Genomic DNA, 12,011 nt, shown 5'->3' with positions numbered 1-12,011 from the left:
CTATTTTTACACGACAAACTATTAATACGCATGCTGATTGAGACCATGCTTTCGTTATTAGCCTGAGATTACTGGAAGCCATTTCATCCAGAATCCGGAGCTGAAGGCATTGGTATCTTTGAAGACCGTGGCGAGTGGAAGTGCCGGAATCAGAGAACCCGAGCCTCCATTTATGTATTCCGGAGGTTCTGGTTATGATGAGTTTTTTCTGTGCCTTACTGGCATTGTTAACGGGTTATTTATTGTATGGGGCGGTGGTGGAAAAAGCGTTTGGTGCCGACTCTACCCGCACAACACCGGCTTACAAGCTAACAGACGGTGTTGACTTTGTTCCTTTAAGCTGGCCAAAAATCTTTCTGATTCAGTTTCTTAATATTGCCGGGCTTGGTCCAATATTTGGTGCCATTCTGGGAGCGCTGTACGGTCCGGCAGCGTTTATCTGGATTGTCTTTGGCTGCATTTTTGCCGGTGCGGTTCACGACTATTTCTCTGGCATGATGTCGCTTCGTCATGAAGGCAAAAGCATTCCGGAAGTCGTAGGCATTTATCTTGGCTCACACGTCCGGCAGTTTATGAGGGTTATGTCCATTATATTGCTGCTGCTGGTCGGAGTGGTCTTTATGGTGGGGCCTGCGTCACTGCTGAGTAATCTGGGCTTTGGAGGTGTGTTCGCTGACAAGTCATTCTGGCTGGCGGTCATTATTGGTTACTATTTCGTTGCCACCATTTTGCCGGTCGATAAGCTGATTGCCAGAATCTACCCACTGTTTGCACTGGCGTTGTTATTTATGGCGGTGGGGATTGCTGTCATGCTGGTCATCAATGACCTGCCGGTACCGGAGGTCGGAGCAGTTTCCAACCATCCTGCCGGTTTGCCGGTATGGCCGATGCTGTGTATCACCATAGCTTGCGGGGCCATCAGTGGTTTTCATGCGACCCAGTCACCTTTAATGGCACGGTGTATTCCCAATGAAACTATTGGTCGGCGAGTGTTTTATGGTGCAATGGTTGCTGAAGGCATCGTGACGCTGATATGGGCAGCTGCGGCCATGGCATTTTTCCCGAACGGCATTGAAGGGCTGTCAGAAGTGTTGGATAAAGGCGGCCCGTCACTGGTGGTCAATGAAGTGGCAATTGGATTGATGGGAAGCCTTGGTGGCATGCTGGCTATCCTCGGAGTTATTGCCTGTCCGATTACCTCAGGCGATACGGCGTTCAGAAGCCTGAGGCTGATTTTTGCTGATATGCTGAACATATGCCAAATTCATATCTTTCACCGACTGGTTCTCGCAGTTCCGGTTTTTTTGGCGGGTTACCTGCTGACGCTGGTCGACTTTTCAATTATCTGGCGCTACTTCGCCTTTTCCAACCAGGCACTGGCTACCGTTGTTTTATGGACAGCAGCCGTTTATATGGTCACTCAGGACAGAAACTTCTGGATTCCTCTGGCTCCGGCTGTGTTTATGACTGGAGTGTGTTCAACCTATATTCTGATGGCGCCTGAAGGCCTTGCGTTGTCCTCATCAGTTGCCTGGCCTGCTGGTGTACTGGTTGCCCTGACTGCTGGTCTGCTGTTTATTCTTAAGGTCTCTGGAAAGCGTCAGCAAAGGGAAGAAATGGTTTAGTGTCATGATAATGCGCTGGAATTCGCCTGTTGATCTCTCTATGATTTAGTCGTGAATGGTCGTGCGAATACTGCTTTGTTCGTCGCTGTCATGTATAAATCAAGGAAATAATAATTTCATCTTATGGCGATACTTTCGTTTTTTCTGGGTATTGGTATCACCTGGCTGGTGATGTCCGGTTTATTGTCCCAGATTATCATGCTGCTGGTTCGTATCTGGATTCCTTCTTCTCGCTCTGAAAAGGGAGTCATTGATGATCAGTGGCTTCTCAACAGTGGTGTTTCCACGTCTTCCCGCTGGCGTCTGCTGGGATACTGGCACGACACTTCCAGTTATCGCCAGGCCTGTTCAGAACTGGCAGGTTTACTGGCTGATAAAGCCTGCCTGTCGAATCAGGACAAAGTTCTGGATATGGGCTTTACCAGTTATGACCAGTTACTGGTCTGGCTCGACTACTATCAGGTCGAAGCGCTCACAGCGGCTACAGAATCAGAGCAAATTCTTGTCGACGCACATGACTACTGTGGTCACTTCAGCCAGTTACATCTGGAGCGTGGCAGTGTCCCGGTTATGCAGCGCCTTGAAGATGGATGCTTCGATAAGGTTCTGGCACTGGACTGCGCTTACCACATGAAAAGCAAGAAAGCGTTTTTTCAACAGGCTCGACGGGTGCTGCGCCAGGGTGGTTCAGTGACGTTAACCGATATGATGCTGGCCCGGCCTTTTAAAGACCGCTTTGAACAGCGGCTGGTGACCCTGATGGCAAGAACCTGTGGTATCCCTGTAACAGGGTTGTATGTGAAACAGGTTTATGAATCCATGCTGAACACTTGTGGCTTTGAAGATGTTCAGATGACTGACATCAGTGAAGATGTCCTTTCGGGCTTCTGCTTCTGGTTTTCCCAGCATTACGGACACTTGTCTTCGGTAACCCGTTCAAAGGTCTGGATTCGTCTTCGTCTTCTGGTCTGGTTTATTCGCTGGATGCAGCATCGGGGATTGCTTCGTTACCATCTGGTTTCGGCGAGATAACAAGCTGTTCATAACTTTCTCTTCCAAGGTTATTCACAGCTTCTGTGGATAACCTTGTGGTCATTTTTGGGATAGTCCTGCAGATCCCACTCCATCTAGTACTATTGTTTTATTGGTTAAAAAATGAGCAGTGATGCTTTGGGCTGTAGTCTTGCTGATTAACATGTTGATAAATAAGTAATTATTTAAATCAATTAAATGCTGTTCGCCCGGGATATAACAAGAACCTTGTGGAGTTTATTGAACTGTTTTTTAATCTTTACAGTCATTTTTGGTGTCTTTATCCCTGTGGAAAAATTAACACACCGATGGGTATGCTGGCCTGATGCAGTTGTAGATTTAGGAGCGCTGCCTGGCAGCCCGGTAGAACAATCACAAACTCATTAAGCGGGCTGCGTAGTATAAAGGCCAGACTATATCGGTCTTTTCTGCCTCACTGCTGCCCACAGTGCCTGCCAGTTTTACTGTCCGCCCGGGATTGTATCGTTCTTTGTACGAACGCAAGCTTTTGGCCTGTGTCCGGCGGCCTGATTTCACTTCAACAGGAACGATTTCACCCGAAGGTGTTTTAAACAAAAATTCGATTCCTGCCTGCCTGAACTCCCAGGAGTAAGTGGGGTAGTACCCTGTAGCTCTTAATTCATTTTGAACAAAGTTTTCGGCAAGGTAGCCTTTGCATTCAAAATTTTGCTGACGGTGTTCCTGATAGCTGATATCCAGCATATACCCTAGCAAACCGATATCAGACAAAAAAAGTTTGAAGAAATTTTCTTTACGGTAGGCCGCCAGTGGTGACTGGGGTTCGCATTGAATGGGATAGCAGCGTGATATCAGTTTGGTTTTTTCCAGCCATTCTATCGGGCCGCTCAGATCAAGATAGCTTCGCTTTTTCTCGATAACGTCGTTAAACCGGTAACGTTTAACAGAGGTGTCGATATTTTTGGATAGTTGCAGTGGGACATTGCGAAAAACTCTTTCAATGTGCTGAGCATTGGTTTTACCACTGTATTTACCAAAGTCCCTCAAGTAGCCGGCGATAAGTTCTCCATGAATACTGCGGACGGTTGCGCAGCGTTCATTAATTCCTGATGCCTGGTCAGGCGCGCCCTGTTTCCTAAACCATGCTGCGACTGCTTCCGGCATTCCTCCAACAAAGTGGTAGTCGAGTAACAGGTTCCACAATTTGTTATGGGCGGCCTGAAGCTGCCTGCCTTCCCGAAAAAGCTGAAGAATTTTTGGGCTATCAGATGCCATAAGAAATTCTTCAAATGTCATGGGGAACAGCTCCAGAATTTCCACCTTGCCCACCGGAAAAGAGTCCAGTAGTCCGATATTGGAACCAGAAGCGCAGAGGTATAGATCAGGCCGTTGTTCTGCAAAAAATTTAAGTGACCTCAAAGCTCTGGGGGATTCGCCTATCTCATCAAAAAAGATAAGGTCGGTACTGGCGTCAATATCTACCCCTAGTTCGAGTTCGATATTCAGGAGGATATCTGCCGGAATCAGGCTGTCTACAAACAGCTGTGACAGTTTTGGATTGGCCAGAAAGTCCAGTTTCAGCACCCGGTTAAACTGCTGCCTGCCAAACTCATATTCTATCAGGAAGGACTTACCAACCTGGCGAGCACCGTCAACTAAGAGAGGTTTTCGTTCTGACTTCTGCTTCCAGTTAGTCAGATGTTCTGTCAGCAATCTTTCCATAAATGCCTATACTAGTGCAGCTAAGCGCTAAAAACCATGCACGCAAAACCTTCGTCATCCCCGCGAAGGCGGGGATCCACTACCGTGGTACTCTCTCCTTTACAAGAGCCGCCTACGCGGGAATGACGGCTGTATGGATATAAACGCTTGCCAGCACTAGTGACTTGCAATTATTATAGGACTTTTTCTTATTTTCATACTTTATCATACGACTTTATAGAAGATGTCGTATTTTTTTTTATACGTTAATGTTGAGGCTATCTTTTTCACGCACAAAAAAAGAGGGTTGAATCTCTTCAACCCTCTTTGATCGTATTGGTGGAGGCGGCGGGATTTGAACCCGCGTCCGCCGATTCGCGGCCTTTGGCTCTACATGCTTAGATCCACCTTTAAATTTAACTCCGTAACGACCCAGTGGTCGGGGTTTTACAAAGCGATTCTCACTGGTTTTAGCCCGTCAGCCAGAGAACTGCTGAACGTGGCGAGTCCGCTTACGGTGACAGTCTGAAAAACCGGCCAGCGAACGAACCGGACAGACTGGAAGTCTCGTAGTGTTTAGTTACGATTAAGCAGCAAAGGCGAACTTAGGTTCGCTAGCTGCGACTTCGAACTTGTCGCTATTGGCAACTAGTTAGGTTGTAGTGTTTTGATTAACGAGAACCACTACGTCCTCGGCATGCACCTCAGGGTTTGATACCGTCGTCGAATCCGAATCGCCCCCGTCCCCTATTTATAGAGCAGACAGAGGCGAATCGCAATCAGAGTCTGCCAGAAAAACGCAGAGAGTAAGCATTATCGCCTTCAGGCTGACCCAGAAAAGCCAGTCCCTGTTTCATCTGGTCTGGCAGCTCTTCACCCGGCGTCAGGGTGGCAGCCAGGTTAAAACTCATATTCGGGCGCAGGGTAAACTGCCCTTCTGTGGCGATATCGCTGGAAGACTGATTAACCGAAGCGGTCAGAGTACCGGCTTCACAGCTCAGGCGTGCGCCAGCATCACCAAGACGAACACCGCCAAACGGGCTGTTCAGCCTGCTGCGCTGCAAAGCGACCAGACCATTCAGGTTCTGGCAACCCTCTTCGGTAAAGCTCATTGCCTGAACGTCCAGATTGATGTTGCCCAGTACGTCCACAGCCACAAAATCAGGCATGGGGAACCGGGACTGCAACCATTGCGCGCTCACGTCAACCGTGGTGTCAGTCAGGCTGACTTCAGAGGTGGTCGCCCGAACCGTGGCTTCTGCTGACACCGGTGATTGCAAATCTCCCACCGTGATGTCAGCTTCAATCGCCTGTCCCAGCAAAGCCGATGGCTTGATGTCCCAGTTCACTGAGGTCAGGGTAACGTTGTTCACCGTCACTTCCCCTGCCTGCCCGGACCAGAGCGTACCGCTGATATTACTGGCACTGACGTTGTCCGGCACCGGAGCCATCTGGTAAACAAAAGCAGCGGGCAGGTTGACCACCAGAAAGAACGCCCAGGCCAGCAGACCCGTGAAGGTTAATCCAACAATCTTTTTAATCTTCATCCTTCACTCAGCTCCAGACGTTCAATGCTGACAATGCCGGGTAGTTGGGTCTGTTCAATACGCAGTTGCTCAATGACCACGCTGCTGCCCTGTTCAAGCTCAACCAGCCAGGCCATCAGCTGATCAAAAGAGGCATTAGCCAGGCTGACCTGCAAACGGTTCTGCTGTGTGCGAACACCCGTCACGCGCAAACCATACTCACTGGCGCTACGATTAATTAACTGATCCAGCGGACCATTCGGGCGTTCAGTGATCACTGCACCTTTTTCCTGCAACCGCAGAATTTCGGCGGCCGTGCCTTTTACCCGGTTCAGCATTTGCTGATTCTTCAAAACATCCTGTTGTGCCTGCTCATGCTGGTCCTGCACGGGCTGGACAATAACCATCCACACAATCCACACCAGCAATAAGGGAGCCGCAATGGCAATCAGCTGACGTTCCCGGGCTGAAATACCACTCCAGTAGGCTTTTGCCTGCTGTGACAGTTGGTTCAGTTGTTGAATACCTGGTTGACTCATTGGTCGTTACTCCTGATCACCAGCGCACCGGTTACAACCTTTTCCTGTTGCTCAACCGTTTGCACAGTAACGGAAACGGAGGCAGGCGCTTTTTCACGAAAACGGCTAAACGTATTGAAGGAATCTGACTCCGCGCTCATGCGCAACTCCTGACGACTGTGGTCGTAATCCATTTGCACAGGCTTTAAGGCTGGTTCCGATTTAAACGTCGGGGCCAGTTCATTCAGCAAGGCTGGCAGCCCCGTTTTCTTCTGGTCACCGGGCTGTTTTAAAGCACTGAGTTTCTGCTGAAGGGAATACTCCAGGCGAACCACCCGTTCACCGGGGAACAGATCGTTATAAATGGCGTAAGCCTCGGCTCTCAGGGCATCTGCCTGGCTTTCCAGTCTGGCAGTGCTGACCATATTGACGCCCAGCATAAAAGTACAGGTGGTGAGTAACAGGGCGGCAGCGGTTCGCCAGGGCTTCAGGTGGCGGATAATCATAGATTCCGGCTGGTAGTCACCTTGCAGCAGGTTCAGGGAACTCCGGGCTGCGGGCTCAAGCAGAGGTTGTAAAGCATTTTCATGATGAAGCGTATCGGCTTGAATCTCTGTGTCATCCGGCATTGGGCTGAGAGCCCGAACCTTTACGTCATCGGATTCGGAATGCAGGCTTTCCAGATAAAGCGGCAGCCAGGACGGATCACAAACGGTAGCCTGCCACTCTCCGGTACGAACCAGATACTGGCCATTTAATTGCAATACCGTACATTCACCGTCAGTAAACGACAGAGACAGACTATCAGGTAGCCATTGCCGACTATTGATATCCGCATCAATTAGCCATGCCTGCCACTGATCCATTAAGGATTTGGCGACAACCGCCATATAAGCTTTACCATCGCTGTGGCTTAGCAGAGCAAAATGCATATCTTCCACTTCAGCGGCTAAGTCATCTTCCAGATGCCATGGCAGGGTTTGCAGCACCGTCCGGTTCAGTTTGCCGGAATGCTCCAGAGCGTGAAGGCCAACGGCTTCACCGGGAACCAGAATTTTACAGCGATGGGTGCTGGTCAGCTGCTTCAGTTCACTAAGCTCTGCAACCGATGTCATACCGAAATCATTGTCTGTGGACCAGTAAACAGCGTCGTCTGTTGACAGAGGCAGACGAATAACCAGCAGGTTTTTAGCGGTGCCGCCTGTTGACGGTTGTTTTATGGTATTACTGTTCAAAGGGTCGCTTGTCATAAAAAAGCACCGAATTTACGACGGACAACCGATAGCCTGTTGTCGTCATTGCGTCTTAGCAAACTGTGTAAGCCTGTACGTGTTCCGGCAAACTCGCTGTTAGCACGTAATTCAAAATAAGAACTGTTAACAGTCAGCAAAGATCGTACATTGCTGCTGTTGTAATTGGCCAGAAGGGAACTGCTCAGAAATTCATCCACTGTATCCCAGCCATTAACAGGGCGTTGTTCCAGCATGTTGCGTGCCTGGTCAACGGGAAGGTCGCCTTTATACAGCGCTGTCAGGAGTTCAGGCTGATCTGCGGGAATGGTATTAACATTAACTTTCAGTTCGCTGGATGGTGTGGCACAGAGATAAGGCAACACCCGCAAGGCGACGCCCCGGGAAACACCTGCTACCGCTCGCCATTCACTGATGTCCCGCATGGCTGTCTTTCCGGCAAGATGAGGCACCGGGCGGGACATATAGTGGTCATCGCCGTACTGGGTGTAGTTTTCGCCATTGTAAACCCAGTCCCTGGTCGCCCAGCTGATGTTTATGGCTTCACTGGCACTGATCCCCAGCTGTTCCAGCAGGTAAGAAAAACTCTCCACGACCAGAGGCGTTGAACCATCCGTATTGTCGGCGACATTCATGGCGTTTACATTAAAGCAGCCCTGAGAATCGCGAATCTCACCAGAAATGCTGCCATTCTCAACCGGGAACACCATGCCTTCCTTTGCCCAGTACTGACCAAGATGAATAACACCATCATCGTCGTCAAAACTCTGTTTCAGAACCCGAATGGCTAACTCTTCAGCCGACAGTGCGTACCAGCGGGCTTGCTCTAACTGCTGTCGTCCGGTGGTTTTACGCAGCTGGTTGCGGTAAGAAAAGGTTACTTCCGCCACTATCAGGGTCATTAGCGTGAGGATTAGCATGATACTCAACAGAGCAACCCCCTGTTGTTGCTTATGCCTGGTAATTAATGGCAGCTTCATCAGGCACTCTCCCACTGCTCAGGTAGCAGGAAGCGACGTTCAATCCGACCCAGATCCTGTAGATCCATTTCAATCAGCAGACCTTCAGGCAGCTGTCCACTGTCTTGTAATGCATTGTGCCATTTGCTGTTATAGAAAAAGCGAAACTTGAGACTGTTCACACCATTCAGCAGTTCCCGGTTTGCTGGTTCGGCATTTTCTAACGGGTCGAGTACCGGGTGGTGCATACGTTCCAGTGTGTTGCTTTTCAGGCGATAGGAAACCCGCTGTAATTCAGAGCGGGGCAGTTGTTGTGCAGGGTTGCGCCAGTTACTGCGAACAAAAGCAATGGCCTGATCATCGGTGTTCAGCATCGTGTCATCGGAAAACAGGCTTTGAGTCGATACATAACCATCGGTACGGACACCGCGGTCAACCACTTGCCGGAAATCCTGCTCCAGAACCAGCATGGTGTATTCCACTTCTTTCAGTCGTTGCAGATTTGAACGGGTAATCTCTTTGGCGTCGATAACGCTCACAAATAACTGACGGGCACTCAGAGTCAGCAGACTGAAAATAGCGATAGCTACCAGAATTTCCAGCAGGGTAAAGCCTTTCTGACGCTTTATAGCCCTTCGGGGAACGGACAGCGGACAACGGACAACGGAAAAACTCACTGACGCACCATATACGTTTGCAGGGTTTCCAGAGGTGCAACCTTGTCGTCTTTCTGGTTCCTGACTTCGACCTGAACCATGCGGAAATTGTCGTTAGTGGTTTTGACACTGCGTTTACGGATATGCCATTCAGTGTTTGCCATATTAACGGTATAGGACTCCCAACTCTCCTTAGGCCACTGATGCTCCAGACGAATCGTCGTCAGTTCGTTATCCGCCACCCAGCGGGCGATGGTTTTCTGTCGCATATAAAGCGTATTGCTGACATTCGCACCAACAGCCCGGGTAATACTGATGCCGACAATGGCAAGAATGGCGAGTGCCATCATCACTTCCAGCAGGGTAAAGCCTTTTTGATTTGTCACGACGGTCTGTCTCCGGAAAGCTGATTGTCACCGGAAAAATGCACGTCGCCGGTTTCTTCAACCTGAATGGTAAACGACGGAAGCCGACTGGATGTCACTCTTTCTGAACGTTCTGAACGTTCTGAACGTTCTGACCGGCTGCCTGAGCGGGAAGACTGGAGGCTGAAAACAATCTCTGCCGGTGTCATATCGCCCGATGACCAGATATAAAGGTCGGGTTCTTTCATCTTTTCAGGTTTGGAGAACCAGTCTTCCAGCAGAGTGTCCTGTTGCTGCTGTTGCAGCGACGAGTGCCAGATGGTTTCACCCGGCGTAAAACGCATTCGGAAGCTGTCTTCAAGCGTGGTCTGACGCAGCAGGCGATCATGGGTTATTGCGACCCAGCCGTCCTCGCCAAACTGCACAAATTCATAGTCGTTGTCGTTAATCACCACGCCCAGATCACGACCACTGATAATGGCTTCTTCATGGGCGGTTTCAATCAGGGCGGCAAAACGTTCTGCGGCTCTTTGCAGTTCTGCACTGCCATTGTTAAAGGTGATCCTGGGCACCACCACCGAGGTCGCCAGTCCCAGCAATAGCAGAACCAGCATAATTTCCAGCAGTGTGAAGCCTTTGTGGGGATGCCTTACAGTCATTGCTCGTATCAGGAAGGTAGATCCCAGTTACCGATATCAGAGTCGGTGCCTGGTTGACCATCAGGGCCGGCGGAGAAAATATCAATCTCACCGTACTGACCCGGGTTCTGCAAATAGTACTCGTTACCCCATGGGTCTTTTGGCAGACGACGGATGTAGCCATTGGAACGGTAGCCGGTAGGCTCCGGAGAACCCGTTGGTTTGGAAATCAACGCTTCCAGTCCCTGTTGGGTGGTCGGGTAGTGGTTGTTGTCCAGTCGGTACATATCCAGAGCGTTTTCCAGAGCGACAATATCGCTAACCGCCTTCTGCTTATCCGCCTTTTCCTTGTTGCCGATAACATTAGGCGCAACAAAGCTGGCTAAAACCCCCAGAATCACAATCACCACCATGATTTCCAGCAGGGTGAAACCGGACTGTTTTTTATGCACCGGTCCTTGTCGTTGGATTTTTGAACGCATAATTTTTTCCTTAGTCCATTTTATAAGACGATAGTTGTTTATAATCGCTTGCTTTAACCACTGACAAGCGAGTTAAGATCCAGCATTGGCGTCAGAATCGCCAGCACAATAAACAGCACCATGCCCGCCATAAGCAGAATCAGGAACGGGGCGAAAACACCTAAAGCAATGTTTACCTGAGACTCAAACTGTCTGTCCTGTGCATCGGCTGCACGCGCCAGCATCTGTTCCAGCTCGCCGGATTTTTCACCACTGGCGATAATATGCAGCATCATCGGGGGGAATAATTGTGTTTTATCCAGTGCGGTCCAGAGGCTGGAGCCTTCCCGTACCCGTTCAGAGGCTTCTTGCAGTGCCTGACGGATATGCGCATTAATCAGTACATCGCTGGCGACCTTCATACCTTCCAGCAAAGGGACCGAGCTGGTGGTGAGGATGCTCAGGGTTCGGGCAAAACGTGCCGTATCTACGCCCGCAGAGACATCACCCGCTACCGGTATTTTTAGAAATAGTCTGTCGTGTGCCAAGCGCAGATTTGGTTTTTTGAGAAGCCTTTGTCGTATAACCAGCAACACCATAATGGTGATCAGAACATGCAGGCCATAGCCCCGTACAAAATCACTCATGGCAATCAGAGCCAGTGTCATATCCGGCAGTTCCTGACCCATGTGGGCGAACTGATCAACCACAGTAGGAACCACCGTTGCCAGCAGGGCAGCGACGACACCAATGGCTACCACAGTCAGAATGACCGGATAGATCATGGCCTGAATCAGTTTGCTTTTAATCTGCTGCTGCTGTTCGCTGTAGTCAGCCAGGCGTTCCAGCACTACATCCAGATGACCGGACTTTTCACCGGCAGCGACCATGGACCGGTACAGGCGATCAAAGGCTTTGGGGTAGCTGGCAAGGCTGTCGGCCAGCGTCTGACCTTCCAGTACTCTTGAGCGGATCGCCGTGATCATGGCTTTCAGGTGGCTTTTCGATAACTGTTTAGCCAGTGCCTGTAAGCACTCTTCCAGCGGAATGGCGGCGGCGACCAGAGTCGCCAGTTGACGTGTCAGTAGTGCAACTTCAGCCGGTGTCGCATTCTTTGCAAACAGATTGATGGAGAATGAACGACGTCCGGTGTTTGTTTTTTCGGTAGCTGGCTCAATGGATACCGGGGCCAGACCGTCTGAACGCAATTGCTGGCGTAATAGTCTGGGCGAGTCTGCTTCCAGAACACCTTTTTTCTTCCGGCCTTTGGCATCCAGAGCTTCATAAGCAAAAACAGCCAT

Annotated in this window: 12 protein-coding genes and 1 other RNA gene; 2 read left to right on the top strand and 11 right to left on the bottom strand. The window is 50.0% G+C overall.

The genetic code is table 11. The features are described from left to right. Positions 1 to 194: 194 nt before the first annotated feature. A complete protein-coding gene (locus NX722_RS25810) occupies positions 195 to 1,625 on the top strand; it encodes a carbon starvation CstA family protein (protein WP_262565714.1) in 1,431 nt (476 codons plus the stop codon). A gap of 123 nt (positions 1,626 to 1,748) precedes the next feature. Further along, positions 1,749 to 2,657, top strand: coding sequence for a methyltransferase domain-containing protein (locus NX722_RS25805; RefSeq protein ID WP_262565713.1), 909 nt, complete (start codon positions 1,749 to 1,751; stop codon positions 2,655 to 2,657). Between the two features lie 372 nt (positions 2,658 to 3,029). On the opposite strand, the gene NX722_RS25800 is transcribed toward NX722_RS25805, so the two are convergent. The 11 genes from NX722_RS25800 to gspF all read right to left on the bottom strand — a co-directional run bounded on the left by NX722_RS25800 (position 3,030) and on the right by gspF (position 12,011). Beyond that, positions 3,030 to 4,358 carry an ATP-binding protein gene (locus tag NX722_RS25800; RefSeq protein ID WP_262565712.1) on the bottom strand — a complete coding sequence of 443 codons (1,329 nt, stop codon included), beginning with the start codon at positions 4,356 to 4,358 and terminating at the stop codon, positions 3,030 to 3,032. 316 nt (positions 4,359 to 4,674) lie between these two features. Further along, positions 4,675 to 5,079: a transfer-messenger RNA gene (gene ssrA, locus NX722_RS25795) on the bottom strand. Between the two features lie 37 nt (positions 5,080 to 5,116). Further along, complete coding sequence (locus tag NX722_RS25790; protein ID WP_262565711.1) at positions 5,117 to 5,884, bottom strand: type II secretion system protein N; 768 nt, start codon at positions 5,882 to 5,884, stop codon at positions 5,117 to 5,119. Then, positions 5,881 to 6,402: a type II secretion system protein M gene (locus NX722_RS25785; RefSeq protein ID WP_262565710.1), complete on the bottom strand. Its 522-nt coding sequence runs from the start codon at positions 6,400 to 6,402 to the stop codon at positions 5,881 to 5,883. The genes NX722_RS25790 and NX722_RS25785 overlap by 4 nt, the downstream gene beginning before the upstream one ends. After that, positions 6,399 to 7,631, bottom strand: a complete 1,233-nt coding sequence (gspL, locus tag NX722_RS25780; protein ID WP_262565709.1) for a type II secretion system protein GspL — start codon at positions 7,629 to 7,631, stop codon at positions 6,399 to 6,401. Before gspL ends, NX722_RS25785 begins: the two co-directional genes overlap by 4 nt. Next, positions 7,628 to 8,611 carry a type II secretion system minor pseudopilin GspK gene (gene gspK, locus NX722_RS25775; RefSeq protein WP_262565708.1) on the bottom strand — a complete coding sequence of 328 codons (984 nt, stop codon included), beginning with the start codon at positions 8,609 to 8,611 and terminating at the stop codon, positions 7,628 to 7,630. Before gspK ends, gspL begins: the two co-directional genes overlap by 4 nt. Then, complete coding sequence (gspJ, locus tag NX722_RS25770; RefSeq protein WP_262565707.1) at positions 8,611 to 9,267, bottom strand: type II secretion system minor pseudopilin GspJ; 657 nt, start codon at positions 9,265 to 9,267, stop codon at positions 8,611 to 8,613. Before gspJ ends, gspK begins: the two co-directional genes overlap by 1 nt. Then, on the bottom strand, positions 9,264 to 9,632 hold the full coding sequence (gspI, locus tag NX722_RS25765) for a type II secretion system minor pseudopilin GspI (RefSeq protein ID WP_262565706.1): 369 nt from the start codon (positions 9,630 to 9,632) through the stop codon (positions 9,264 to 9,266). Before gspI ends, gspJ begins: the two co-directional genes overlap by 4 nt. After that, positions 9,629 to 10,270 carry a type II secretion system minor pseudopilin GspH gene (gspH, locus tag NX722_RS25760; RefSeq protein ID WP_262565705.1) on the bottom strand — a complete coding sequence of 214 codons (642 nt, stop codon included), beginning with the start codon at positions 10,268 to 10,270 and terminating at the stop codon, positions 9,629 to 9,631. The genes gspI and gspH overlap by 4 nt, the downstream gene beginning before the upstream one ends. 8 nt (positions 10,271 to 10,278) lie before the next feature. Next, positions 10,279 to 10,731, bottom strand: coding sequence for a type II secretion system major pseudopilin GspG (gene gspG / locus NX722_RS25755; protein WP_262565704.1), 453 nt, complete (start codon positions 10,729 to 10,731; stop codon positions 10,279 to 10,281). Positions 10,732 to 10,784: 53 nt separating this feature from the next. After that, positions 10,785 to 12,011: a type II secretion system inner membrane protein GspF gene (gene gspF / locus NX722_RS25750; protein WP_262565703.1), complete on the bottom strand. Its 1,227-nt coding sequence runs from the start codon at positions 12,009 to 12,011 to the stop codon at positions 10,785 to 10,787.

It is taken from the genome of Endozoicomonas gorgoniicola (genome assembly GCF_025562715.2).
GTDB classification, from domain to species: Bacteria; Pseudomonadota; Gammaproteobacteria; order Pseudomonadales; family Endozoicomonadaceae; genus Endozoicomonas_A; species Endozoicomonas_A gorgoniicola.
This window is presented reverse-complemented; position numbering and strand designations above follow the sequence as displayed.

What these genes read in the sequence shown, in the direction of transcription:
- NX722_RS25810 (WP_262565714.1), top strand. Translation starts at nt 195, where the DNA reads ATGATGAGTTTTTTCTGTGCCTTACTGGCATTGTTAACGGGTTATTTA.
- NX722_RS25805 (WP_262565713.1), top strand. Translation starts at nt 1,749, where the DNA reads ATGGCGATACTTTCGTTTTTTCTGGGTATTGGTATCACCTGGCTGGTG.
- NX722_RS25800 (WP_262565712.1), bottom strand. Translation starts at nt 4,358, where the DNA reads ATGGAAAGATTGCTGACAGAACATCTGACTAACTGGAAGCAGAAGTCA.
- NX722_RS25790 (WP_262565711.1), bottom strand. Translation starts at nt 5,884, where the DNA reads ATGAAGATTAAAAAGATTGTTGGATTAACCTTCACGGGTCTGCTGGCC.
- NX722_RS25785 (WP_262565710.1), bottom strand. Translation starts at nt 6,402, where the DNA reads ATGAGTCAACCAGGTATTCAACAACTGAACCAACTGTCACAGCAGGCA.
- gspL (WP_262565709.1), bottom strand. Translation starts at nt 7,631, where the DNA reads ATGACAAGCGACCCTTTGAACAGTAATACCATAAAACAACCGTCAACA.
- gspK (WP_262565708.1), bottom strand. Translation starts at nt 8,611, where the DNA reads ATGAAGCTGCCATTAATTACCAGGCATAAGCAACAACAGGGGGTTGCT.
- gspH (WP_262565705.1), bottom strand. Translation starts at nt 10,270, where the DNA reads ATGACTGTAAGGCATCCCCACAAAGGCTTCACACTGCTGGAAATTATG.
- gspG (WP_262565704.1), bottom strand. Translation starts at nt 10,731, where the DNA reads ATGCGTTCAAAAATCCAACGACAAGGACCGGTGCATAAAAAACAGTCC.
- gspF (WP_262565703.1), bottom strand. Translation starts at nt 12,011, where the DNA reads ATGGCTGTTTTTGCTTATGAAGCTCTGGATGCCAAAGGCCGGAAGAAA.